General features: G+C 46.3%; 19 protein-coding genes and 1 riboswitch. Of the genes, 10 read left to right on the top strand and 9 right to left on the bottom strand.

Going from position 1 to position 25,229, the window contains the following annotated elements; genetic code table 11:
* The first annotated feature begins 51 nt into the window (after positions 1-51).
* Both BT105_RS11065 and BT105_RS11060 read left to right on the top strand, forming a co-directional pair.
* The gene (locus BT105_RS11065; protein WP_072300797.1) at positions 52-831 is read left to right on the top strand and encodes an ABC transporter ATP-binding protein; all 780 of its coding nucleotides are present in this window, start codon (positions 52-54) and stop codon (positions 829-831) included.
* Between the two features lie 2 nt (positions 832-833).
* Positions 834-2,000 carry an ABC transporter permease gene (locus BT105_RS11060; RefSeq protein WP_072300796.1) on the top strand — a complete coding sequence of 389 codons (1,167 nt, stop codon included), beginning with the start codon at positions 834-836 and terminating at the stop codon, positions 1,998-2,000.
* Between the two features lie 379 nt (positions 2,001-2,379).
* Here the strand turns inward: BT105_RS11060 and BT105_RS11055 are convergent, their stop codons facing one another.
* Together BT105_RS11055 and BT105_RS11050 are read right to left on the bottom strand one after the other, a co-directional pair.
* Positions 2,380-4,092 carry a S41 family peptidase gene (locus BT105_RS11055; protein WP_072300795.1) on the bottom strand — a complete coding sequence of 571 codons (1,713 nt, stop codon included), beginning with the start codon at positions 4,090-4,092 and terminating at the stop codon, positions 2,380-2,382.
* Positions 4,093-4,196: 104 nt separating this feature from the next.
* A complete protein-coding gene (locus tag BT105_RS11050; RefSeq protein WP_072300794.1) occupies positions 4,197-4,784 on the bottom strand; it encodes a DUF3592 domain-containing protein in 588 nt (195 codons plus the stop codon).
* Positions 4,785-4,989: 205 nt separating this feature from the next.
* Here BT105_RS11050 and BT105_RS11045 point away from each other — a divergent pair, with 205 nt between their 5' ends.
* The gene (locus BT105_RS11045) at positions 4,990-6,018 is read left to right on the top strand and encodes a 3-deoxy-7-phosphoheptulonate synthase (protein ID WP_072300793.1); all 1,029 of its coding nucleotides are present in this window, start codon (positions 4,990-4,992) and stop codon (positions 6,016-6,018) included.
* 73 nt (positions 6,019-6,091) lie between these two features.
* Here the strand turns inward: BT105_RS11045 and BT105_RS11040 are convergent, their stop codons facing one another.
* Together BT105_RS11040 and BT105_RS11035 are read right to left on the bottom strand one after the other, a co-directional pair.
* Positions 6,092-8,044 (bottom strand): EAL domain-containing protein, encoded by a 1,953-nt coding sequence (locus BT105_RS11040; RefSeq protein ID WP_072300792.1) that lies wholly within the window; start codon positions 8,042-8,044, stop codon positions 6,092-6,094.
* Positions 8,045-8,361: 317 nt separating this feature from the next.
* Positions 8,362-10,647 carry a glycoside hydrolase family 11 protein gene (locus tag BT105_RS11035; protein ID WP_072300791.1) on the bottom strand — a complete coding sequence of 762 codons (2,286 nt, stop codon included), beginning with the start codon at positions 10,645-10,647 and terminating at the stop codon, positions 8,362-8,364.
* A 217-nt stretch (positions 10,648-10,864) separates the two neighbouring features.
* Here BT105_RS11035 and BT105_RS11030 point away from each other — a divergent pair, with 217 nt between their 5' ends.
* From BT105_RS11030 to BT105_RS11020, 3 genes are read left to right on the top strand one after another with little or no spacing between them, the layout of a single operon-like run.
* Positions 10,865-11,092: a helix-turn-helix domain-containing protein gene (locus tag BT105_RS11030; protein WP_072300790.1), complete on the top strand. Its 228-nt coding sequence runs from the start codon at positions 10,865-10,867 to the stop codon at positions 11,090-11,092.
* A 30-nt stretch (positions 11,093-11,122) separates the two neighbouring features.
* On the top strand, positions 11,123-11,806 hold the full coding sequence (locus BT105_RS11025) for a JAB domain-containing protein (RefSeq protein WP_072300789.1): 684 nt from the start codon (positions 11,123-11,125) through the stop codon (positions 11,804-11,806).
* Positions 11,807-11,808: 2 nt separating this feature from the next.
* Positions 11,809-12,516 carry a JAB domain-containing protein gene (locus BT105_RS11020; protein WP_072300788.1) on the top strand — a complete coding sequence of 236 codons (708 nt, stop codon included), beginning with the start codon at positions 11,809-11,811 and terminating at the stop codon, positions 12,514-12,516.
* Positions 12,517-12,526: 10 nt separating this feature from the next.
* On the opposite strand, the gene BT105_RS11015 is transcribed toward BT105_RS11020, so the two are convergent.
* The 5 genes from BT105_RS11015 to BT105_RS10995 all read right to left on the bottom strand — a co-directional run bounded on the left by BT105_RS11015 (position 12,527) and on the right by BT105_RS10995 (position 17,803).
* A complete protein-coding gene (locus BT105_RS11015) occupies positions 12,527-12,928 on the bottom strand; it encodes a VOC family protein (protein ID WP_072300787.1) in 402 nt (133 codons plus the stop codon).
* A 280-nt stretch (positions 12,929-13,208) separates the two neighbouring features.
* Positions 13,209-14,393 carry a methionine adenosyltransferase gene (gene metK / locus BT105_RS11010; protein WP_072300786.1) on the bottom strand — a complete coding sequence of 395 codons (1,185 nt, stop codon included), beginning with the start codon at positions 14,391-14,393 and terminating at the stop codon, positions 13,209-13,211.
* Between the two features lie 65 nt (positions 14,394-14,458).
* A riboswitch (SAM riboswitch) is annotated at positions 14,459-14,562 on the bottom strand.
* A gap of 430 nt (positions 14,563-14,992) precedes the next feature.
* Positions 14,993-15,649, bottom strand: coding sequence for an HAD family hydrolase (locus tag BT105_RS11005; RefSeq protein WP_072300785.1), 657 nt, complete (start codon positions 15,647-15,649; stop codon positions 14,993-14,995).
* Positions 15,646-17,139, bottom strand: coding sequence for a sensor histidine kinase (locus BT105_RS11000; protein ID WP_242940125.1), 1,494 nt, complete (start codon positions 17,137-17,139; stop codon positions 15,646-15,648). The genes BT105_RS11005 and BT105_RS11000 overlap by 4 nt, the downstream gene beginning before the upstream one ends.
* Complete coding sequence (locus BT105_RS10995) at positions 17,126-17,803, bottom strand: response regulator transcription factor (RefSeq protein ID WP_072300784.1); 678 nt, start codon at positions 17,801-17,803, stop codon at positions 17,126-17,128. The genes BT105_RS11000 and BT105_RS10995 overlap by 14 nt, the downstream gene beginning before the upstream one ends.
* A gap of 243 nt (positions 17,804-18,046) precedes the next feature.
* On the opposite strand from BT105_RS10995, the gene BT105_RS10990 reads away from it, so the two are divergent.
* The 4 genes from BT105_RS10990 to BT105_RS10975 all read left to right on the top strand — a co-directional run bounded on the left by BT105_RS10990 (position 18,047) and on the right by BT105_RS10975 (position 25,151).
* Positions 18,047-20,320, top strand: a complete 2,274-nt coding sequence (locus tag BT105_RS10990; protein ID WP_072300783.1) for a sensor domain-containing protein — start codon at positions 18,047-18,049, stop codon at positions 20,318-20,320.
* Between the two features lie 38 nt (positions 20,321-20,358).
* A complete protein-coding gene (locus BT105_RS10985) occupies positions 20,359-21,441 on the top strand; it encodes a 6-phosphofructokinase (protein WP_072300782.1) in 1,083 nt (360 codons plus the stop codon).
* Positions 21,442-21,676: 235 nt separating this feature from the next.
* Entirely contained in the window at positions 21,677-23,392 is a 1,716-nt protein-coding gene (locus tag BT105_RS10980; RefSeq protein ID WP_072300781.1) for a phospho-sugar mutase, read from the top strand.
* Between the two features lie 94 nt (positions 23,393-23,486).
* Positions 23,487-25,151: a DUF6311 domain-containing protein gene (locus BT105_RS10975; protein ID WP_072300780.1), complete on the top strand. Its 1,665-nt coding sequence runs from the start codon at positions 23,487-23,489 to the stop codon at positions 25,149-25,151.
* Positions 25,152-25,229: the final 78 nt, after the last annotated feature.

Raw genomic sequence — 25,229 nt, 5'->3', positions numbered from 1 at the left:
ATACACTTCTGTGACAATGTCGCAGCATAAAAAATAATTATGGAGGATAAAATGGAAACACTGAAAGTACAAAACCTCGTAAAAACTTTCACTATAAGTGAAAAACAGCGCAAAGCACTCGGCATAAATGAAAAGAAAAAAGTAGCGGTCAACGGTATCAGCTTTACCGCAAAGTCAGGCGAAGTTTTCGGTCTTATCGGACCTAACGGTGCAGGCAAGACAACTACCATGCGTATGCTTGCAACTCTTATCGCTCCCGACAGCGGCGACGCTCTCTACAACGACGTCAGCGCCGTCAAGTCTCCCGAAGAGATACGCTCACAGCTTGCATTTCTCACTACCGACCTAAAGCCCGATATGAAGTCCACACCAAATATCATGTTCGACTTCTTTGCAGAGCTTTACCACGTTTCGAAGGACACAGCAGAAAAGCGCAAAAAGCTGCTCTTTGACGAGTTTGGCATAAACAAATTCGCTGATACTACTATTTCAAAGCTCTCACAGGGACAGAGACAAAAGGTATCTCTGGTTATTTCCGTTATCCACGATCCTAAGTTCGTAATTCTTGACGAGCCAACGAACGGACTTGACATCATCGCTTCCCGTGTTGTACGCGATTTTATACTTGATATGAAAAAGTCAGGCAAGTGTGTAATAATCTCCACTCACCTCTTCGACCTCGTAGAAAAGGTCTGTGACAGAGCCGCCATGATAATGGACGGCAAGATAGTTGCAGACGATACACTGGAAAACCTCATGCAGGGACGCTCCCTTGAGGACGCTTTCTACGATATTTATACAAGCCTTAACGGCGGAAAAGATGAGGTGTGACCATGAGAGATATTATTACAGTTGCCAAAAAAGAAATAAGAGCCTTTTTCAGTGATAAGGCGATATTAATGCAGATGTTTATCCTGCCCTTCGCTATAGTATTCGGATATGGTATGCTCATGTCGGCAATGTGGTCTGGTATGCGTGAGGATAGCGCAGTACAGGATAACAAATCGATCATTGCATACAGCATAAATGCTCCCGCGGAATTCAGCTCCGCCCTTGACGAGCTCGGCATAAAGCCTGCTCCCGATAATGACATTGAGAAATATAAATCTCAGGTCAAGAGCAAAGACGCGGATATGCTTATGATATTCCCCGATGACTTCAAAATGGGCTCAGAAGATACGAATCCGCTGTCAAATATAGATATTTTCTATAATTCCGATAAAGACTCCTCTATGGAGCTATACTCCAAAGCCACAGTAATATTCACTACAATGCAGCCCCGTATATTCACTTTCAATGAATCGGCTGATATAGAATATGATCTTGTGGATAAGGCGGCAATGCTGAGAAATCTTCTTAGCGGAATAATACCACTTATGGTATTCATGGCTGTATATATGGTTTGTATGAATCTTGCAGCAAACTCTATCGCAGGCGACAAGGAAAAGGGCTTCCTCAACACCCTGCTGATAACTCCAATAAAACGCGAAAGTATTGCGGCAGGAAAATCACTCTCTATACTTTTAGTCGCTATAATCTCAAGTTGTTCGGCTTTTGCAGGAATGGCGATATCTCTGCCGAAGTTCTCAGAGGCATTAGCGATAGCAGAAAACACAAGCTACAGTATATCAGATTATGCATTGCTTCTTGGAGCAGTTATTACAGGCGCATTCGTATTTGCGGTAATACTCCTTATTATTTCCACAATTGCAAAGGATGTAAAGCAGGCAACACAGCTTTCGCCTATACTTCTGATTATCGTAATGATACCTTCTTTACTGTGCTCCAGCGACAACTTTTCAGCAAATGTTGAAAAGCTTGGAGCAAAAAACTACATAATCCCTGTATGGAATTCGGTAAAATTACTTCAGGACGGTATAAAACTCAATTATTCATGGGCAAATGCAGGAATAACATTCGGAATCAATATTGCCGCCGCCCTGTTAGGAATTGTTATTATAGGAAAGCTCTTCAGAAGAGAAAAAATCGTAAACGGCTGATAATACCAAAAAGCTCCACTACGCTTATCCATGATACTTATATAGAAGTTTTATGTTTATTATTGAGAGAACCCCTTTTGAAAAAGGGGTTCTCTCAAACTCTCTCCCTAAAACTTTCGTTTTGTTTTTTCGCAGATAGGGCGCTCCTGCATTTTGCAGGACTTTTTTATTATATAAAGCGCCCTATCTGCGAAAAAACCAGATAAAAGTCTTTGGAAAGGGGTATGGGGGTGACTCCCCGCAGTGCGGGGAGATGTCACGCAGTGACAGAGGGGCGCGCCTCCGTCAGAGGAACCTTTCTTCAGAAAGGGTTCCCCCATAAATAACAATAAGCTTCTATATCAGTGTTACAGATAAACATAGTGGAGCTTTTTGCCATTTATTTATCATTTTCTTCAAGGTAGTTCACAGCCCAGCTCAGCTCGTAGTCTTCCTTATCGCGGAATATGCTCATAGCCGCGTCATAGTCAAGAGGGATACGGACCTCCACTGGATTACGACTTATCCTGTCTGCACGGGTGTCGATATCGGGCTCGTCATTTTCATTGAGCATAAGTCCCACAGGATAATTCACACTGACTATGCCCTCAGACAGCACACAGCAGCCCCCTGTTATCTGTCCGCTGCCGCTCGGATCGGTGATACCTGCAAGAGTAACATTGGGCAGCCTTGACAGACACCACGCTGTACTGTCCCCTGCGCTTATGCAACCGCCGTTAGTGAGAACCACCACCTGCAAATCGGCAAATTCCCCTGTGCAGTGTATCGTCTGAGTGGTCAGGCGTTTGTATTCACCGTTTTTGCGGACGCCCAAGCCTGTGGCGTAGATATCCTCGCTGCCGAGAAGTGCGCAGAGCTCATAGCCCACAGCACCGCAGCCGCCCATATTATTGCGCATATCAATAACAAGGTACTCCATTCCCTGTTCTTTCAGTCTGCTCAGCTTTTCGCGGAACATCTTTCTTGCCCACTTGCACTCACCTTTGTTGAAGCAGATATTATCATGGATACTGCCGCCTGTGGTCTCGACGCTGAGCACAAGATATCCGCATTTGTCGTCCAGCATTTTCGTGCTGAAATTAGAATTTACCAGCTCTCCTAAGCTCTCGGGACAGTGCATGAAGGCATTGAAGGCGTCGTCATAAGTATGTTCAGCGTCATGAGCGTGAAGCTCCGCGGTCTGCTCCCTGCCGTTCTTATCCAGAAACGATACCTTAACAGTTTCACCGCCTTTTCCTGACAGCTCTAACAACGCTTCTCTCTCATCATTTTCTTTTACAGGCTGACCGCATTCCACACCCTCCGCAGCCTGCAAAACATTCTCGCCGTCCCATCTGGTGATGAAAGTTCCGTCCTCTATACCAAGCTCATTTACCGACTTATCAGTACACACAGCAATGACCTCTCCGCTGTCAAGCTTTACCATGGAAAGACCGTAGTCCCTCATCAAAAATGCAGACTTGTACTTATCATGGTCGTAATGGCAATGCACACTTACATGACCGTCGTGAAGCTCCATGCAGAACATATCCACCGCATCGGCAAACTTGGCAGGATCATTCTCCTGCTCCGCTTCACTTACCTGCGGCATATACTTCTCCTCAAGTGCGAAAAAGTCTATTTCTTTCCACTCTTTCAGCACGTAGCTCCTGTCAAGCTCCTTAACCAATGCGTGAAAGGACTTTGTGTAGCTTTTCCGTGCAAAGTTATGGGGATTCATCGCCGATGTGCTGAAAACCAGAAAGAACACAGCGGAAATAACTCCGACTATCGCCGCAGTTACTCTGTAGCCCTTTTTCATATCTGCGCACAGCATAGGCAGAAGCGCCAATATAGCCGTGAGATAAATAGAAGTATAACCTTGCAGGAAAGAATCGGCTCCCGAAACATATATAAAATAGTGGACTGTAGTTATACCCAGCGGTATGAGACAAAGCTTTTTCCAAAGCTTCATTTCCTTTTCGTAATGCTTCCAGCGGTGATGAAGCACAGCCAGTATCAGCATTACAAGCAGTATCACGCCGAACCATATTATATGTACTTTATTTGTACCTGCAACCATGAAGCGGAATGCTCCCCAGATATTACTCATAAAAGTTCTCCGTTCTGTTATTATAATGGAATTGTGCCACAGCAGCGCTCCCCTGTCAATGAAAAAGCCGCAGAACGCAAACTCTGCGGCTTGATATGTACTTTTTATCTTGTGAGAGCAACAACGCCGATGATAAGGATCACAAGTCCGATCACACTCACTGCGGCGCTGACAGCGGAAAGTATAGTTGAAAGTGTTTTCGACAGAGGCGCGTCACGCTCAACAAAGGCTTTCTTTGGCTTGTCGGGATCATAGAAAACAGCCACGCTCTTTCCCACAGGGTATCTTGACTCCATAGCCGCCTGTGCCGCAGCCGCATTGCCCTTCATTTTCACCACAGTGGGAAGCTCCCCGTCAACGGTGATATTCGAGCCGCCGCCGAGCACCTGCATACCTGCCACATCGGCAAATACTGTGGTGCAGGCTGCAAAGCGCGGACCTGCCACTTTATAGGTCTGTCCGTTCACAGTATAGCTTACAAGCGGTACGCGGATATTACAGCTGTAAATATTCGACATACGCTCAACAGTACCCATTGTCTGCCCTGTGAAGTGCTCTTTTCTGTACTCGGGACGCTTGAACCCCAGCCACACAAAAACCGCAAGCATAACTGCTCCGATAAGAATCACCAATATCCCGACAAGGATAAACACCCAGCCTGTAGTATTATCTAATACGTTAACTTTTGACATAAAAAGCTTCCCCTTTGCCTTTCAGCATATTATTTACTATAAAATTGTACCACAAATTTAGATGAATAGCAAGGTGTAAAGCTTATTTTTTCGTACTAAAGCAATAATAATGACACAGAATTTGCTGCGAGTATTGCTATTTCAAAATATTTGTGCTATAATGATTTAGAAATTTTGAAATGATACAGAAAGGATAAAAAAAGCTATGAATATGAATTTCAAGTGCAAGCTCCCGATACCTGCCGAGGTCAAGAGCGAATACCCCGTATCGGAAGAGCTTGGAAAGATCATTGCTGACAGAAACAAAGAGATCGCCGATATCATAAGAGGCGAAAACGACAGATTGCTTCTCATCATCGGACCATGCTCAGCTGACATCGAGGACAGCGTTATAGACTACATCACACGTCTCAGAGGCGTTCAGGAAAAGGTAAAGGACAAAATACTCATCGTACCAAGAATATACACAAACAAGCCCCGTACAACAGGCAAGGGCTACAAGGGAATGCTCCACCAGCCAGATCCCAGCCAGAAGCCCGATATGTACAAGGGTATCGTTGCTATCAGAAGAATGCACCTGAGAGCTATACAGGAAACAGGCTTCACCTGTGCCGACGAAATGCTCTACCCTGAGAACCACCGCTATATCAACGACCTCTTAGGCTATGTTGCTATCGGCGCACGTTCTGTTGAAAACCAGCAGCACAGACTCACAGCCAGCGGACTCAACGTTCCTGTCGGAATGAAGAACCCTGTGAGCGGCAGTATGCCTGTTCTTATGAACTCTATCGAAGCTGCTCAGTCGGGACATACCTTCCTCTACAGAGGCTGGGAGGTAGTTACAGAGGGCAATCCCCTTGCTCATGCTATCCTCAGAGGCTATGAGAACCACCACAGCCAGAGTATGCCAAACTACCACTATGAGCATCTCCAGCTCCTCAACGAATTCTACGAGTCAAAGGGCTTCCAGAATCCTGCCTGCATAGTTGATACAAACCACTGCAACTCAGGCAAGAAGCACCTCGAACAGCCACGTATCGTCAAGGAAGTCCTCAGCAGCCGCAATTACAACGACAGTATCCGCAAGCTTGTAAAGGGCTTCATGATAGAGAGCTACATCGAGGACGGCAACCAGAAGGTAGACGAGCACATCTACGGAAAGTCCATTACCGATCCGTGTATCGGCTGGGAAAAGACCGAAAAGATGATATTCGAAATTGCCGACAGAGTATAAGCGCATAAAAACATAAAAGCTTCGTTTTCTTGTGTAAAACGAAGCTTTTTTATGTCTGTATAAGCAAATGCTCTCAGTTATTCTCGATAAGCCTTATAAATTCATTCTTGGGCAGCGGCTTTGAGAAGTAATAACCCTGCAGATACTCGCAGCCCAGCTTTTTGAGTATCTCTATCTGCTGCTCTGTCTCAACGCCCTCCATAAGAGCTTTTTTCTGCATTTTATGGACCATATCTATAGAGGTTTTCAGCAGAGTCATGCCAAGCTCGCTCTTTTCGGCGTTCCAGAGTATGCTCTTGTCTATCTTGATGATATCAGCACCGAGAGAGAACAGCGACGACATATTTGAATAGCCTGTGCCGTAGTCGTCGATAGAGAACTGAAAGCCCTCATGCTTGAGCTGCTCGATGACATCGGCAAGATGGTCATAGTCCTTTGCGGCAACGGACTCGGTTATCTCAAAGTTTATCATCTTCTTGCGTATGCCCTCAGCCTCAACAACTCCGCTGACGTATTCCGCAAAGCCCTCTTTCATGCATTCCAGCACCGAAAGATTAACGTTTATGCAGTCCATACCGTTTTTCTGAGGAATACCAGTAAACAAAAACTTGCAGACCTCTTTCAGCACGAATTCATCGATAACATCGATGATACCGAGCTGCTCGGCAATAGGAATGAACTCGTCGGGATAGATGATCCCCATATCCTTGTCATTCATGCGCAGAAGCGCCTCTGCGCCGTGAAGAGTTCTATCGATATTGTATGTAGGCTGATAATAGACCTCGAAGCTGCCGTTGTCCAGACCGTGAGTGACTGCCTTTTCGACAGCTGAGCGGCGTATGATCCAGTCAAGAGACTTGCCCTCGATGATACGCTCCTCCATAAGCTCGGGGATAGGACACTCGGCGATATAGATGACTTCCTCCACGTTCTTAGCGCGCTCGGGAACATTAACAAGCATAATTCTCGAAGAAACGATGATATCAAAGCCGTTTACGCTCCATGGCTCCTGAAAGCGCTTGCCGATAGTCTCTGCAAGCTCATGAGCCTCTTTATCGGAATAATTGTAAAGCGTAAGAGCAAATCTGCCGTGACCAACGGAATAGATAAAATAGCGCTGTATCACAGTTCCAAGGTAATCCGAGACTTCCTTTATGATAAGGTCGCGGTTCATTCTTCCGAAAACGACTGTATTTGCCGTCTTATCGAAACGGATATTGCGGATTATAAGTATTTTTACAGGTATTTTGTTTTTCAGATTGGCTTTAAGGTCAAGCTCGAAAGCCGCCGAATTATAAACATCAAGCTCGACATTCTTTCGGTCGTCCTCGTTCTCGATAAAGAGCAGGACTCCCGAAAAGCCTATAGATTCAATGAGTATCTCCACTCTCAGCTGCGGTATAAAGAGCTGTAAGCACACGCCTACTACTGCCAGCAGAAAGCATATGGCGATAGAGCGCTTGCGCCCCTTAGAAAGGATATTCCACGACTTCATGCACATTATAAAGGCTGCGATTATCCATAGACCGGAAGTGATATAGATAAATATGTATTCGCCCCATGCTCTGTGGAAAACTCTTTCCTCCGTATAGTACCAGCTCCAGTGCGTCAGCGGATTTATGGCGACAATAAACTCAGAAACGATAACTATCGCCCATGATACTATCACACGAAGCTTTTCCTTCTTTGAAGCGTCAGGACTACACCTGAAGCCTACAGAACGTCCGATAACAAAAGACAGGTAGTAGTACAGTACAGGTGCAATAAGACCGTGGCTAAGGAAATAAACATATTTTGACGACCGCGTTATCATAAAAGCCACTTCCGAGCTCATATCATATTCTCCCACGCGGACGTTGATCATTTCGCAAACGGCATTGACTGCAAGAAGCATAAGAAGCGACATATAAATGCGGTTCTGCGGCTTTCTCGTATGCCCGTCAAGTATAGTAAATGCCAGATTTCCGAAACAGATCAATAAAGCTGACAATGCAACACCAAAACAGAAATCAGTATATCTGATCATCTCTGTCCCCCCCTTGGCTATATACAGTTTTGTTTACAGAATGGAGCGAATAGAAAAAAATTGGTTTGAAGCAAAAGTACAGCTTTTATGACAGTTATATATATAAATCGCAAACAGAGTATATATTTATATCATTATACCACAAAATTATGAACATATCAACATTAGATGCAAAAAAGTCTGCTGCGCTTAGCTGTAGTACTTATACGGAAGTTTTACGCTTATTATTGAGAGAACCTTCCCTCAGAAAGGTTTCCCCATAAATAAACATAAGCTTCTATATGAGTATTACAGTCAAGCGCAGCAGAATGTTTTCATCAATAATTGTTAAGGACCTGTCTTCTGAGCTCTATCATATCGAAATTATCAAATACTCCGTCATAATTGAGGTCGAAATTCTTATCTTCAAGGTCACATTCCTCGCCAAGGAGGTACTTCTGGAAAAGCAATATATCATCTGATGTGAACTTCTCCCTGTTCATTCTCTCAACGATAATATCATTATGTAAAAGCTCTATTTCTCCGCTGCCGATACCGCATATATTGGCATTGAGAGCTACATTTGTGATAGGACCTACTTCAAGCCCTGCATTTTTCCATGCTATAACAGCGTCGGCAAGATAGATAGTACCTGATACTATTGTATCATTAGGAGTCTTGTTTTTGGCTATACAGTAGTACTTCACATTCTTTTTGCCACCGGCAGTGACAACATGATCGTTATAATACACATAGATATCGTATTCCCTGTCAGTAAACTCCTTCGTACCGAGATACTCGGCTTCTTTTGGAACAGCGTCATAATTCAGCACAGGATACATATAGAAGTCTATATATTCTTCGCCGTGTTCATCACACATTCTTCCCTCAGCACCTAAGCTGTAATTGCCGTCCGTGCTTATATTAGCTTTAAAATCCATATTGATAAAGTCGCCCTTATCTCTGTCTATCTGCTCGTCTGCCATTTCAAAGTTCATGCTCTTTCCGAACTTGAAAACGCTGTCATCATAATTCTGGAAACAGTCACCGACGATAGTGCCGTTCTTTTTGAGGGTACACTTTCCATTCTCTGTGCAGAATACCATGCTGCCGCCTTCAATAATAGGCTCGGCAGGAGCGTTTATCGATGTATTGTCGATCACTCTGTCATATACGTCATCTTTCTTTACAAGATCAAATTCAGCCTTTTCAAGGTCAAATTCACCTCTTCCGGCACCAAATGATTCAGCAAACATTAATATTTCGCTTATCTTGTTTGTCTTTTCCAAATAGTTCTTTAGCCAAACATCGTAATGTTTCTTGAGATCAATATCGCCAACTGCTCCGTAGGCCTCCTGTTCAAAGCTGACCTGTGATATGCACCATATCTGCGGTGCAGGCAAGCTCATACAGGACTCATAGTTAAATGTCCTTGAATAAATATCATACTTGATACCGTCTACCTCAACACAGTCAAGGTGTTTCACATCAGCCCTGTCATGACCGTCGTCCACAAATTCCTTTGTATTACTGAACTGAACAATATTTATCGACGTTATACTATCACGGTCAAAGAGCTCAACTCCCACTGCATATTTGTCCTTAGCCTTTATTGTCGCCTCATAGTGAACGTTCATCTTTTCATATTCATCAAAAGACACCGCCTTTTCGTCAAGAATACCTCTGAAAAACTCACTTTCCGAATTAGTTGAACTATTTTCATACACACAGTGAGCTGTTCCGTCATCAGAGACCGTCATTCCGTTGCGTAAGCCTTTATCCAGCGACGAATAGGAGTAATACTGTCCATTAAGCCAGACAGGGTTGCGTGAGTCATAATGGTTCTCGACTTTTATACTTCCCTTGTGAGGAACATTGGCCAAAGTAACATCATTTACGAATATCTTTCCCTTTTCGCCTGTTCCGCGGACATAAAGCTTAGGCTGCTTTCTTATTTCTATTTTAAAGCCGTTATTTTTTAGCTCGGCGTCTATCGCCTTAAAGTCTATCTTTTCGCTTATGCTGCCACCGTCAAGGCTCTCGCAGCGGACAATATATATGACCTCAACAGGAACATTCTCTTCCTCAGTGATAATTGCGTAATAATCAGTGCCGTTTATGCTTATCTTTTTTGCATTATTGATATCTGCACTGAAAGCATCCTCTGTATATGAGTCAAGAACTCTTATTTCCGCTGTTTTTTTATTCTCAGCATCGTAACATTCCACCACAGCTCCAATAGCATAGCTTTCCGTGTCTTTAAAGGCTGCCTCATACTTAACGAAGCAATCCTTGACATCGTCTATAGACTGCACCTTTTCCTCACCGACAAGGAACTCCGCAAGCCTTGTACCGTCCCAGCTGCAAACGTAATAGTTACCCACAGGATTACGCACAATAGCCGCCTCTCCCTCATCGTCATCAGCCTTCCATGCTATGAGGTCATTGCACGAATAAGGAGCCTTGAATTCCTCGTCATAATAAGTAAGACTCACCGCGGCACTGTTTGTCGCCCCCGAAGTTCCCGTCTCTCCCACAGCATTCACGGGAAAAACAGTCATAGCTGCCGCTGTTACAGCGCAGGCAGTCAAAGCTGACAAAAAAAGCTTTATTTTTTTGTACATTGTCACACCCTCCTTGAACATAAAAAACATATATATATTTATTATAGCTCAGCTAAAAAGCTTATACAAGTCCTTTTTTGCGGTATTCTGAAAAGGCTTTTTGTTTTCATCAGAATATTTTAGTACCAACAAGTACTAAAATATTCACTTTACTCTCTGTATGTGTTAAAGTCATAGTACCAAAAGGTTCTAACGCATACCATTATGAGGTGATAATGTGCATTTTCAGAGATTAAGAGACCTGCGCGAGGATATGGACTTATCCCAGACCAAGATAGCCCAGCTCCTGCACACAAGTCAGACCGTTTATTCACGATATGAAAGAGGCTTCCAGACTATCCCTGTGGAGCATTTGCTGATACTTGCCGACTTCTACGGCGTTTCCGTGGATTATATCCTCGGCAGGACAAACGTCAAGGAGCTCAACAAGCCCAAACAGCACTGAACTCTGATTTAATCAAGGAGTAATATATATATGAACGACAAAAATACTCACGCAGGACACAGAAGCCGAATGAGACAGCGTTTTCTCGCCTCGGGACAGGACGGGCTCTTCGAGCATGAGCTTTTAGAGCTGATACTGTTTTACGCCCGTCCCGTAGTGAATACCAACGGTATCGCCCACGACCTCACCGACCAATTCGGCAGTCTCAGCAAGGTCCTTTCAGCCGATGAGGAAAAGCTCCGCGAGGTCAAAGGCGTAGGCGCAGGCGGCGCTGTATTCCTAAAGCTCATAAACGACTTCGGACTGAGCTATATGCGAAATTCCCACAGCAGCGAGACTCTTTCCGACCGAAAACAGCTATGCAGCTGCATATCCCAGCAGTTCAAGGGCATAGAAGCCAGAATATGCAATATTCTCTGCCTTTCTACACGCTCCGAGCTCATGCGCACCATTACTCTGCCCATAGATGAGCTTTTATGCGGAAGCATTACCCCAAAGGAACTTGCTGCAATGCTGCTGAAAAGCGGAGCTGCCGCAGTCTGTATAGGCATAAACCACGGAAAAGACCTTGCCATACCCAAGGACGAGGACTACCGTATCGCCTGTATTTTCGGGGAGCTTCTTTCGGCAATAGGCATAGGCTTCAGTGACCTCGTCATATTCGGCAGCGGCAGGTGCTTCTCAATGCGCGGAAGCGGCGCATTTGCGTTCTGACTATGGCTGATAAAAATAAAAAGCTGCGCAGGGAGCAGCTTCTCGAAAAATATCATAACAATGGCTTTGACGGGCTAACAGAACACGAAAGACTGGAGCTTCTACTCACTTATGCACAGGCAGACGAGCCTGCTGTGCTTGCCGCGGAGCTTCTCGGCGAATACGGCAGCGTGAACGCACTTGCCGACGCAGACACCACGCTTCTTATGAAGGATAACCGCGTCAATGAACAGACCGCCGTTCTTCTGCGGCTTATCCCATGTATCAGCTGTTCACTGTACTCCGAGCGCTTCGCAATAAAAACTCTCAACAGCTCCAAGGCGGCAATCGATTATTTTGCAAGCCATTTTATCGGAGCTGTAGGCGAAAAGCTCATAATGACGGCAGTGAGCAGCCGTTTCCGCATATGTGTCACTAAAGTCCTTGCATTCGGCACAGCCTCCCGTGTATCGTCCTCATATCGGGATATCGCGGAATTTGCCATAAAAAGCGACTGCGACATATTCTTCATAGCCCACAATCACCCACACGGCGAAGCCAAGCCCTCGGACAGCGATATGATGTTCACACGCAATGCTCTGAAAGCCCTCTCCACACTGGGAGCAGTTCTTGCAGACCATATAATAATCGGCGCTGAGGGCGGCTTTTCCATACGTTCAAGCGGACTTCTTCCCGAAATGAAGCCGAACGGCGTAAAGGGCTATAAGTAGCCCTTAGCTATCAGTGCTGAAACGGTCTGTTGAACGAGCCAATTTCAATAAGGTTTCCCTCGGGATCGGCGATATAGCAGGTTCGCTGTCCCCATGGCTCGGTAGTGGGCTCTAATATGGGCTCCGCCCCCATTCCGATGACTCTTTCGTACTCCTTGTCAACCTCCTCATAGGTATCCACATAGAGGGCAAGCTCAAAGTGTCCGTTGACGCCCTTGAGGTATTCGTATTTTCGATTGGTCATCTTCTCGAAGTCCTTACGCCCATAAAGCAGGAACAGCGTACCGTCCTTGAGCAGATAAACATTTGAGGTGTTTTCGTCCTCTTTTATTTCAAAACCAAGAACATCTCTGTAAAATCTTATCATTTTGCCCATGTCCTCAACAAATAGTCCAAAACCGTCTAATCTCATAAGAACCTCCGATATTTTATTTTTCGGGAGTACATTCTCCCGATATACGGGAATTATATCACAAAGCCGCAGAAATGTCAACGAAAAGCCGAATTCCCCGTTCATTCTATCATGAACTCTAATTGTAGGGGACGCCGCCCTCGGCGTCCCGATGTAGGGGCTGGCGTCCTCGACAGCCCGTTAAGTCAAAGTAATTCCTTTGAAACCCATTCATATTTCCGCAGGTCATAGATACAAAAAAGCCCGAAGCCAACCGACTTCGGGCAATATTTATATGCAATTACTTGAGAGCAGCCTTGAGAGCGTCAACTCTGTCTGTCTTTTCCCATGCAACGCCGAGCTCCTCACGTCCCATATGACCGTAAGCAGCAAGCTGTCTGTACTGGGGCTTTCTGAGGTCTAGCATTTCGATGATAGCTGTAGGACGAAGGTCGAATACCTTTGAAACAGCCTCTGAGAGCTTCTCCTCGTCTACCTTGCCTGTGCCGAATGTATCAACAAGGATAGAGATAGGCTTAGCAACGCCGATAGCGTATGAGAGCTGAACCTCGCACTTGTCAGCAAGACCTGCTGCAACGATGTTCTTAGCGATATAACGTGAAGCATAAGCAGCGCTTCTGTCAACCTTTGTCGGATCCTTACCGCTGAAAGCTCCGCCGCCGTGACGTGAATATCCGCCGTATGTATCAACGATTATCTTACGTCCTGTAAGACCGCTGTCGCCCTGAGGACCGCCTACTACGAAACGTCCTGTAGGATTGATGAATATCTTTGTGTTCTTGTCCATAAGGTCAGCAGGGATAACTGCCTTGATAACATACTCCTCGATGTCCTTGCGGAGCTGCTTGAGTGAAACGTCGGCAGAATGCTGAGAAGAAACAACAACTGCGTCAACTCTTACGGGCTTGCCGTTGTCGTACTCAACAGTAACCTGTGACTTGCCGTCGGGACGGAGATAACGGAGTGTGCCGTCCTTGCGTACCTCTGTAAGCTTAAGAGCAAGCTTGTGAGCAAGTGAGATAGGAAGAGGCATAAGCTCGGGAGTCTCATTGCAGGCAAAGCCGAACATGATACCCTGATCGCCTGCGCCGTTTGAAAGTCCGTCGGACTTGTCGTTTTCCTCTCTGTACTCGAAAGCCTCGTTAACGCCCATAGCGATATCGGGAGACTGCTCGTCGATAGATGTGAGGACAGAGCAGGTGTGACCGTCGAAGCCGTACTTAGCTCTGTCGTAGCCGATGTCGATGATGACCTGACGAGCTATCTTAGGAATGTCTATATCAGCTGATGTTGTGATCTCGCCCATACAGAGTACCATACCTGTAGTTACGCAGGTCTCGCAGGCAACTCGTCCCAGCTTGTCCTGCTCGAGGATAGCGTCGAGAACAGCGTCCGAGATCTGATCGCAGATCTTATCGGGATGTCCTTCAGTTACCGATTCAGATGTGAAAAAGCATTTACTCATTAAAAAAACCTCCTGAAATATAAAAATGACTTCTCGTTCCGAAGAGAAGCCACAGTTACCCAATGTCCTCATCTTTCGGATAAAACCGCAGGAATTAGCACCTTCGACTCATTATGTTCGGGTTGCTGCGGCTTCACAGGTCCTGTACCTCCGCCGCTCTTGATAAGGTTTCCAATGTATTATACACTATTGTCGGAAATTTGTCAATAGGGTATTTCCCCAGTGCAACAAAAAATTGCATGAATGCAGTTTTTTCACATACAAAACAAATGAGCCTCCTTATTAAGGAAGCTCATCTGCCATGATATAGGGATTATTGGGGATTTAATAATTTAATGTTGGGGTAAACATTAAACTACCATGAAAATCAGCTTCGGGATCTTCTCCCTCAGCAATTATATTATAGCATATTATTATGTATTTTTTGTGAAATTGCCCAACAAGTGCAGTAGAAACTTCTCGACATATCTCTCTTGATACTATCAATTATGCACAATACAAATTTTCTGTGTCCACCTAATTTATACCAGCCGTACAGAATTGTAACCGAATTAGTCCCAGTTATTACATTTTCTGCTTGAATGTAACTCTTTACAAGTTCAAAGGAACGCAAACAGTTCCGTCAGTTCCTTTATGGAGTCAACTCCCTCGGGAGCTCCCCTGCCGCCGCGGTCAAGCCACACAGCCCTTATGCCGGCAGAGCCTGCTCCTCCAACGTCGCTGCTGAGCGAATCGCCCACATGGATCACCTCGTCAGCCGAAAGCCCCGTCTTTTCAAGGGCATACTCGAACAGCTCCTTTCGCGGCTTATAGGAACGTGCATCCTCGCTTGTAAACATATCTTCAGGCTGCAGGGCGAGATACTCAACGGCTGCCTCTAAATCGCGCCTGTCGATATTGGATACTATATATACTGGCAGCGGACAGTTCTCGAAAAAAGGGAGCGTATCCGCAAAAGCAGGCGGTTTCTGCCACTGTGCGAACATCAGCTCACTGAGCTCATCTGCGTCAGCCGCCGAACCGAAATGCCTGATAGTCTCTGCCAGAGACTCATGCTCAAGCTCGCGCTGAGTGCGGAAACTCCCGCCGTATGAGCTTGTATACAGCCGCTGGAACACCTCCCACCAGTAGTCTGATATCTGCGAAATATTTTCCGCATTTCCCGTGCTGAATATCTTCTGTCCTACCCGAGCCACGACATCGCCGTCCTCATGGGCAAGAGTGCCGTAAAAATCTGTGAATACTGCTTTTATCATTTTTTCTCCAAATTGCTTATTTTGAACCAGAATGTAGAGCCCTTACCGAGAGTACTGCGCACACCGTAATCGTAATTGTGCATTTTCAGCACAGCCTTGACGATAGAAAGTCCCAGACCTGTGCCCACTACCTCTCGTTTATGGTTCTCCGAGCGGTAATACTTATCGAAGATGAGCTTTATCTTGTCCTCCTCGATACCGTCGCCCGTATCCTCTACCTCAACAAGAACGCCGTCCTCGGTATTTATCTGGCGGACAAACACCTGCTTGTCCTCGCCTGTGTAGTTTATTGCATTGTTTATCAAGTTGTAAATTACCTGCTCTATCTTGACCACATCACAGTACACCATGCGCTCCTCGTCGGGCGTAAAATGTATATGATAGCCGTTTTTCTCTGAAAGTCCCCTGAATCTGTCCATTATCTCGCCGAGCTTTGCACTTATGCCGAATTCCGTGGGATTCAGCTTCTGCTTGCCGCTCTCCAGCTTTGACAGGTCAAGCATATCGTTTACAAGAAGCGCCAGACGGTCGGTCTCGCTGATGATAATCTCAAGGTGCTCGTTGCGCTTGACGGGATTATCTCCAGAAAGGTCGCGTATCATCTCCGCATAGGCTTTCAGCATTGTCAGCGGAGTCCTCAGGTCATGGGAAACATTGGCGATAAGGTCTCTCTGCATGGTATCCACCTTTGAGAGCTCCTTTTCCGCATAGGTAAGGGTATCAGCCAGCTTTTTTGCTTCGAGATAGCCCCTTCCGTCGAATTTCGTATTGAAATCGCCCTTAGCCAGTATCTCCGCAGACTTTGTTATCCTGTCTATAGGAGCAGATATCCTCTTTGACAGGTACAGCGATATGATAAATGCCAGTACTATCAATATAATAGTAATGGTCATGAGCTGGCTTTTGATTATCTTTACTGTAGCTCCCACAGGTACGAGAGCCGCATTTAACAGCAGATAACCGTCGGGAGCTTTAGGATCACCGAGAGCACAGCCGTATACCAGCATATAGCTGCCGTTTCGGGGGTGCTTGACCTTCTTTATGATGACGCCATTTTCCGAATCATCAATACTGTTTAACAGTACGCCGCTGTTTATGCCCCTGTCGTGTATGATACATTCGCCCATGACGTGCTTTTTCATCATCTCACGGCCGTATTTGTCCAGTACCTCAACGCAGAGGTCCTCAGCGTCTCCCGTATCCTTAACGGCAGCATAGAGCTTTTCCTTTTCTTCATCATCTGACAGTATCTCCAAAACAGTCTCATAGTTTTTCTGCCTGTCTGCGCTGTTATAGATCTCGGCTATGGAGTCCATGCTTGCAGCCGTCGACTGTATCCTCATCTTTTCGTAGAATTTCTCGAAGAAGAATATCTGAAATACCCAGATAAGCGCAAATACCGCAACGGTAAACAGCACGAAATACAGCCAAATGGTAAAGCGGAGCGGTATCCTGCTGCCTACGCGCCTGAACTGCTTAATCGGCTTCAAACTTATATCCCATTCCTCTCAGTGTAACGATGTATTTACGGTACTCTCCGAGACTGTTTCGGAGCATTTTTATATGGGTATCAACAGTTCTGTCATCGCCGAAGAAGTCATAGCCCCATACCTCTTCAAGGAGCCTGTCCCTTGAAAGAGCGATATTCTTGTTCTTTACAAGGTAGAATAACAGATCGTACTCCTTGGGAGTCATGGAAGCCTTCTGACCGTTTACATAGACCTCGCGTCCTGCGATATCCACTTCAAGTCCCTCGAATTCGTATTTATCGGGAACAGCTTCTTCCTCCTTGTGGGTATTCCTCTTGAGAACCACCTTTACACGCGCCATAAGCTCCTTTGGAGAGAAAGGCTTTACAACATAATCGTCAACGCCTATCTCAAAGCCGAAGAGCTTGTCGTACTCCTCGCCTCTTGCAGAAAGCATGATAACGGGGATATTCTTTGTCTTATGTATCTCCTTGCAGGCGGAATAGCCGTCAAGTCTTGGCATCATAACGTCCATTATGATAAGGTCATAGTCATTATCGTGGCAGAGATTCACAGCCTCCATGCCGTTTTCGGCTTCTGTTACCTCATATCCCTCGAATTCGGCATACTCGCGCACGACCTTTCTTATGTTTATTTCGTCGTCAACAACTAAAATGTGTGCCATATTTTTCCCTCCGTGTATTTGAATTTAACAATTCTGTCCAAAACATACAACGAACAGCTTTTCGCTGTCCTACGTTTATATTATAACATTATATCTGATAAAAGTGTATACAAAGTGATATTTTTATGTGTTTTTCCGTCAATTTTATCAAATTTGTTAGAGCCTGTAAATTTACAATTGACATTTTCAGTAATTTTTGCTATAATGTACTTGGGTAAGTGTAAACGAAGGGAGGCGGCGCCTATGAATAATAAAGCACAGCAGAAACCAAGAAGCAATTCCCGCACAAGAAGCTTCAATCCCCTTGCAGCCGCCCTTATCATCGTTGCTGCAAGCGCTGTCGTAATAGGCTACTGCATAAATGTTCCCGAAAACGCCAGAATGGCGCTTATCATTTACGTTTGTACAATGGTATGCGCAACTCTGATACTTGCGATATCGGGCTGGATATATAAGAATAAAAAGACCTCTGTGGACGAAAAGGACATAATCAAGATAACCGAAAACCTCAATACCGAAATGATAATCTGGTCAGACGACTTTGAATATGTCTATATCAACAAAAAGCTCCGCGACCTGCTGGGCATAACCGCGGATTACTCAGACAAAAAGGAGGGCGTATGGACCGCATTCGGCATAAATACTCCCGATCCCACAGCTCTCAGCAAGATAGTGGGCAGCAACTCCTATGAGTCCACATTCCGCAATCCCAGCGGCGCATTCGTATCTATCGCATGGAGCACCTCACAGGTCAAGAAGTACAAAAAACGCTCAGTATACCTCAGCACAGGCTTCAATCTCACCGAGCTGAAGAAAATGCGTGTGAATCTTGCAAACGCCAACGATTTCTTCCATTCGGCTATGGAGCTTGCAGAAATAGGACTTGTAATGAGCACCGATAAGAAGGTGTTCAGAGTCTCGCCCGAAATGGTCAATATGCTGGGCTTGAAGAGCGGTACGGTCAATATCAACGAATACCGCGCTCTTATACACCCCAACGACAGGATACAGTTTGACGGAGCAGTCCGCAGCCGCGACGCCTCTGACATCAAGAACATCGAGATAAGACTGAGAAGCGCCGACGGCAACTACCGCTGGTTCTCACACCGCTTCAAGTCCATAACCAGCACAGGAAACAGTCTTCCCCTCTTCGGCGGAGCTGTTATCGACGTTACCGAGGAGCACGAAAAGGATATCCTCATCGAGCGCCTCGCGTACATCGACGAGGTCACCGAAATTGCCAACCGCAACAAGCTTGTGGTTACAGGACAGGAGATATACGATTCCTGCAAGGTGCTGGACTATTCATTCTGGATAATCGTTCTGGATATAGACCGCTTCCACATCATAAACGATACCTGCGGCTATTCAAACGGAAACTATATCCTGAAAAACTTTGCTCATATACTTTATAAGTTCGTCACCCCAGGCGGTCTTGCAGCCAGAATAAGCGGCGATAATTTCGCCCTGCTGCTGAGAGACTACGGCGACGACGAAATGCCTACAAGGACCGTTAAGTCCATACAGGACGAGTTTGCAAAGCTTGCAGTCGACGAGCTTGCGTCAATAAGCCTTACCTGCTCGGCAGGCTTCTCCAAAATGCCCGAGGACGGCAGGTCTTTCCTCGAAGTCATGGAGCACGCTGAATTCGCCCTCAAATCCAATGACGGCACGCAGAGCAGCATATGCGGCTATGAGCCGAGTATGCACGACTCTATCATCGGCGATACAGAACTTGAAAAGTCTCTTGCTCTTGCTATCGAGAACAACGAGCTCCAGCTCTACTACCAGCCGAAGATCGACCTCAATACAGGCAGGATCATGGGCGTTGAAGCTCTTATCCGCTGGATAAAGCCCGACGGCACCGTTATCTCTCCCGACGCTTTCGTGCCTATCGCAGAGAGCTCTCACCTTATCGGAAAGATAAGCGAATTCGTACTGAACGAGGGCTGCCGCCAGAACAAGCTGTGGCAGAAAATGGGCTATCCGCCTATCGTTATGTCAATAAACTTCGCGTCGTCCGACTTCTATCAGACCGACCTCAAGGACAAGGTCTACGAAGCCCTCGCACGCTCGGCTCTGCCGCCTCAGTGGCTTGAAGTAGAGCTCACCGAGTCCCTTGCGCTCAAGGATATCGACTTTGCAATAGACCAGATGAACCGTCTCCGCGAGCTCGGCGTAAAGCTTGCCATGGACGACTTCGGAACAGGCTATTCTTCACTGAGATATCTCCAGATACTGCCGATCACACTGCTCAAGCTGGACCGCTCGTTCATAATCGACATCGAGCACGACAATATCTCATTTGAGATAGTCGCAGCGGTAATACGTATCGCAAAATCCAAGAAGATAGAGACTATCGCAGAGGGTATCGAAAACAAGGGACAGCAGAGTATCCTGCGTTCCGCAGGCTGTGACTACGGACAGGGCTACCTTTATGGCAAGCCCATGCCCCCTGAAAAGATACAGGAACTGTTTGAACAGAACGTAAGGCGCGAAATCGACACAAAAAGATAGCGCTTTAGAATTATCACGTTATCACGGAGGTCATAATTATGAAAAGACGTATCGGAATCCTTACAAGCGGCGGTGACTGCCCCGGACTCAACGCAACTATACGCGGCGTGGCAAAGGCTTGCTACGAGCGCTTCGGCGAGGAAAATGTTGAGATAGTCGGAATTTCCAACGGCTATTACGGACTTATCAACAATCTCTGCAAGGAGATGTCCCCATCCTCATTCTCGGGAATACTCACACAGGGCGGAACTATCTTCGGCACAAAGCGTCAGCCATTCAAGATGATGCAGGTCATCGGCGAGGACAACATCGACAAGGTCAAGAATATGAAGGAGACCTACAAGAAGCAGAAGCTGGACTGCCTACTTACACTGGGCGGAAACGGCACTCACAAGACCTCCAAGCTCCTTTCTGATGAGGGACTCAACGTCATCGGACTCCCCAAGACCATCGACAACGATATATACGGCACAGATGTTACCTTCGGCTTCCATACCGCAGTTGACATCGCCACAGACGTTCTCGACAGACTTCACACCACAGCCGCAAGCCACTCGCGAGTTCTCCTCTGCGAGATAATGGGAAATAAGGCAGGCTGGCTCACACTGAATGCAGGTATCGCAGGCGGCGCGGACGTTATCATAATCCCGGAGATTCCTTATGATATCGACAAGATCTGCGACGCAGTAATGGCAAGAAGCGCCAGCGGAAAGACCTTCTCTATCGTTGCAGTTGCTGAGGGAGCTTTCGATATAAACGAAGCTCAGATGAAGAAAAAGGAACGCGCAAAGAAGCGTGCAGAGGCAGGAATACTCACCGCCACAAACCGCATTGCAGCTCAGATACAGCATAATACAGGCCTTGAAGCCCGTGTATGCGTCCCCGGACATATGCTCAGAGGCGGCGCTCCAAGCGCTTATGACCGCGTACTCTCCACACAGTTCGGAGTTCACGCAGCCTACCTCATAGCAAAGGAGCGCTACGGCAGAACAGTGGCTAAAATAGGCAATAAAATAACCTCAAACAAGCTTGAGGACATAGCAGGAAAGACAAAATTCGTCGATACAGAGAATCATCTGGTCATCGCAGCACGCGATATCGGCGTATCTTTCGGCGATTAAGACACTTTGGCAGTCCAATTGGGCTGCCAATTTTGCGTATACAAGTAGTATTATATACAATCAAAAATACTTATATTTAAATTTGATATAACGCTGTCAAACCTTTATATTTAGCCATATAGCGGCGATTGTGAACTGATTAAATCAAAAAAATTTGGAATTTTTCAAAAAAAGCTATTCCCAAAACTGTTATTATGTGCTATAATATCTATATATCTGTTCAGGAGGTATTATAATGTCAGAAATGGAACTTTATAGCCTTTGGTGTGAAAACGCAAAGGAAGATCCCGACTTAAAAGCTGAGCTCGAGGGGATAAAGGGCGACAGCGAGGCAATCAACGACAGATTCTACCGTGACCTCGAATTCGGTACGGGCGGTCTGAGAGGCGTTATCGGTGCAGGAACCAATCGAATGAATATATATACTGTAAGACGCGCTACACAGGGTTTTGCGGACTACCTCAACCAGGAGTACAAGAACCCAAGCGTAGCTATCTCCTATGACAGCCGTATCAAGAGCGACGTGTTCTCAAAGGCTGCCGCAGAGGTACTTGCAGCAAACGGCATAAAGGTACATATCTACAAGCAGTTAATGCCTACACCATGCCTTTCATGGGCAGTACGCGCACTTAAGTGTCAGGGCGGTATCATGGTAACAGCAAGCCACAACCCAGCCAAGTACAATGGCTACAAGGTTTACGGCGAGGACGGCTGCCAGATAACTCTCAGAGGTGCTGAGATAATCCTTGAAAAGATAAATTCTCTGGATATGTTCAGCGGCGTAAAGCACTCCGATTTTGACAAGGAGTTAGCCGCAGGCAACATTTCTTATATAGACGACAGCGTTATCGAGGAATTCTACAAGAGAGTCCTTGCAGAGGGCATAAACACCGATCTCTGCGCTTCAAGCGGACTCAAGGTTGTATACACTCCTCTCAACGGCACAGGAAACAAGCCTGTACGCGAGATCTTAAAGCGTATCGGCATTACAGACGTAACTGTAGTAAAGGAACAGGAGAATCCCGACGGCAACTTCACCACCTGTCCTTATCCGAACCCGGAGATACGCGAGGCATTACAGGTAGGTCTCAGCTACTGCGACAAGGTAAAGCCAGACCTTCTCCTTGCTACCGATCCAGACTGTGACCGTGTAGGTATCGCAGTTCCCGACGGCAAGGGCGGCTACGCTCTCTTCTCGGGCAACGAGGTAGGAGCTATGCTTCTCGAGTACATCTGCTCACAGCGTATCAAGAAGGGCACAATGCCAAAGAATCCTATCACAGTAAAAACTATCGTTACTACCGATATCGTAAACCTCATCGCCAAGGAATACGGCGTAGAGGTAATAGACGTTCTCACAGGCTTCAAGTTCATCGGCGAGCAGATCGGCTTCCTTGAGGCTAAGGGCGAGGAGAACCGCTATATATTCGGCTTTGAGGAGAGCTACGGCTACCTTTCGGGCGGCTACGTAAGAGACAAGGACGCAGTTGACGCTTCAATGCTTATCTGCGAAATGGCTGCTTACTACCGCACACAGGGCATTACTCTCATGCAGGCTCGTGAGAATATGTACAAGAAGTACGGTATGTTCCTCCAGACACTCTACAGCTTCGAGTTCGATGGTGAGAGCGGAATGAAGCACATGGAAGAGCTCATGTCAGACCTCCGCAGCAACCACCCCTCATCTATCGGCGGCTTAAAGGTCGAGCGCTTCGAGGATTACCTCGCAAGCACCTCCAAGAATATCGCTACAGGCGAAGTCAAGGAGCTCACACTTCCAAAGTCGAACGTTCTCGCATTCTATCTTGAGAACGGATGCAAGGCTATAGTTCGTCCATCGGGTACAGAGCCCAAGATAAAAACATATATCACTGCAAAGGCGCCCACAAAGGCTGATGCCGAGGTCATCGAGCAGAAGATATACGCAGATTTCACACAGAGCATGAAATAAGACACAGGGCGGACTTCAGTCCGCCCTTTATTACAGAAAAGAGCAGTGTCCGCGCAGGTCTGCCGAAACATAAAAACACTTCAGGAGAAACAGAATGAAAAAAGACAAACCACCGATCCTAACATTTCTCATCGGAGCTATTCTCGGAGCTATGGTATTCATATGGATATTCGGAATAAATATCATTGATCCCACAAATACGGGCTGGATATTCAAGAATACAGGCGATGTCACCCAGCACCACCTTGGCTGGCTATATTTCAGAAACACGCCATGGACATTCCCAATAGGACTAACCGACGGTATAAGCTCCGACGGCATGGTCTCATGTATGTATACCGATTCACTGCCGCTCTTCGCCATAATATTCAAGCTTCTCTCCCCTGTTATCCCCGAGAACTTCCAGTATTTCGGACTCTGGGGCGTGGTATGCTTCGCTCTTAACGGCGGAATGGGAGCTTTGCTTCTGAGGAGGATAACCCCGAGCATTTACTTCACATCTGTCGGCTCCCTGTTCTATTCAGCATTCTTCCCGTCCATAAACCGAGTAGGTCAGCACAACACTCTTGCCGCAATATGGCTCATAATCGCGGCGCTGATACTTGCTCTCGACCACAAGCGTCAGTACAAGCACCGCTTTACCTCGGTCGCCTTATGGTCGGCTCTATGCGTGCTCGCAACGCTTGTACACATATATTTCCTGCCGATGATATACATCGTCATGGTCGGATATATGATACTCACCGTATTCATGGACAAAAACCGTTTGCGCGCTGTTATCACATTCGGTTCATCAACAGTCTGTTCCGTACTCAGTCTATGGATAATAGGAGCATTTTACGGCAGCGGAAACTATGTTGACGGCGGCTTCGGTATGTATTCCGCAAACCTCAATACCTTCTTCAACAGCATGGGACACTCAAAGTACCTTCGTATGCTAAACACCGCAAGAGATCAGGGCGAGGGCTACGGCTACCTCGGACTTGGTATGCTGGTATGCTGTTTCCTCGGCATAATAATTGCATTGAGCCGCCTTGAACGCAGAGAGGGCAGGGCTTTGAAAAATATCCGCGAATACTACAAGTTACACCGCGTTCAGATAAACGCTTTCCTGCTGGTATTCCTCGTAAGCTTTATGTGGGCTGTCAGCACTACCGTTGTGATAAACCAGAACGTCCTTATTGATATAAAGCTGCCGCGCCTTATACTCGGAGCTTTCTCCATATTCCGAGCCTCGGGAAGATTCATATGGCTGCCCTGCATGATAGTCATGACAACAGCACTGTGGCTGGTGAACAAGCTGGACAGACATTCGGCAGCCGCCGCAGTAACCATATGCGTATGGCTCAATATAATGGACCTCCGCAACTACCAAAGCGAACTGAACAAACAGTACAACGTCCCCGACGGCAATTACCTCTCAATAACCGATGAGGAATGGAAAAAAGCCTCGGAGGGCGCAGACGAGGTCATATTCCTGCCTCTGCCGCAGGATTACAAGACCTATATGAGTCTGTATTTCGAGACAGCTGCCCTTGCTTCAAGAGACCATATCAAGCTCAGCAGCTTCTACCTTGCACGTTCCGATTACGGTGTTCTTGCCGAATATGCCGACGAGCAGTACAGGCTCCTCACTTCGGGAAAAGGCAGAAAAGACGCCCTGTATGTATTCTTCACAGAAGACGATATTCCAAAGGATACAAGCAATATCACAGTCTATGAGCTCGGAGAATTCAAAGCCGCAAGAGTTAAAAAATAAAATAAAATCACAAAAGGCTTGACACACACGGCTCAGTGTGATATAATTTATTACTGTAATGTATATTCGGCACTACTG

The sequence above is a fragment of the Ruminococcus flavefaciens genome (genome assembly GCF_900119075.1).
GTDB classification, from domain to species: Bacteria; Bacillota; Clostridia; order Oscillospirales; family Ruminococcaceae; genus Ruminococcus; species Ruminococcus flavefaciens_Q.
This window is presented reverse-complemented; position numbering and strand designations above follow the sequence as displayed.

Coding starts and splice junctions, on each gene's coding strand:
- BT105_RS11065 (WP_072300797.1), top strand. CDS start 52: ATGGAAACACTGAAAGTACAAAACCTCGTAAAAACTTTCACTATAAGT.
- BT105_RS11060 (WP_072300796.1), top strand. CDS start 834: ATGAGAGATATTATTACAGTTGCCAAAAAAGAAATAAGAGCCTTTTTC.
- BT105_RS11055 (WP_072300795.1), bottom strand. CDS start 4,092: ATGAGTAATATCTGGGGAGCATTCCGCTTCATGGTTGCAGGTACAAAT.
- BT105_RS11050 (WP_072300794.1), bottom strand. CDS start 4,784: ATGTCAAAAGTTAACGTATTAGATAATACTACAGGCTGGGTGTTTATC.
- BT105_RS11045 (WP_072300793.1), top strand. CDS start 4,990: ATGAATATGAATTTCAAGTGCAAGCTCCCGATACCTGCCGAGGTCAAG.
- BT105_RS11040 (WP_072300792.1), bottom strand. CDS start 8,044: ATGATCAGATATACTGATTTCTGTTTTGGTGTTGCATTGTCAGCTTTA.
- BT105_RS11035 (WP_072300791.1), bottom strand. CDS start 10,647: ATGTACAAAAAAATAAAGCTTTTTTTGTCAGCTTTGACTGCCTGCGCT.
- BT105_RS11025 (WP_072300789.1), top strand. CDS start 11,123: ATGAACGACAAAAATACTCACGCAGGACACAGAAGCCGAATGAGACAG.
- BT105_RS11020 (WP_072300788.1), top strand. CDS start 11,809: ATGGCTGATAAAAATAAAAAGCTGCGCAGGGAGCAGCTTCTCGAAAAA.
- BT105_RS11015 (WP_072300787.1), bottom strand. CDS start 12,928: ATGAGATTAGACGGTTTTGGACTATTTGTTGAGGACATGGGCAAAATG.
- metK (WP_072300786.1), bottom strand. CDS start 14,393: ATGAGTAAATGCTTTTTCACATCTGAATCGGTAACTGAAGGACATCCC.
- BT105_RS11005 (WP_072300785.1), bottom strand. CDS start 15,649: ATGATAAAAGCAGTATTCACAGATTTTTACGGCACTCTTGCCCATGAG.
- BT105_RS10995 (WP_072300784.1), bottom strand. CDS start 17,803: ATGGCACACATTTTAGTTGTTGACGACGAAATAAACATAAGAAAGGTC.
- BT105_RS10990 (WP_072300783.1), top strand. CDS start 18,047: ATGAATAATAAAGCACAGCAGAAACCAAGAAGCAATTCCCGCACAAGA.
- BT105_RS10985 (WP_072300782.1), top strand. CDS start 20,359: ATGAAAAGACGTATCGGAATCCTTACAAGCGGCGGTGACTGCCCCGGA.
- BT105_RS10980 (WP_072300781.1), top strand. CDS start 21,677: ATGTCAGAAATGGAACTTTATAGCCTTTGGTGTGAAAACGCAAAGGAA.
- BT105_RS10975 (WP_072300780.1), top strand. CDS start 23,487: ATGAAAAAAGACAAACCACCGATCCTAACATTTCTCATCGGAGCTATT.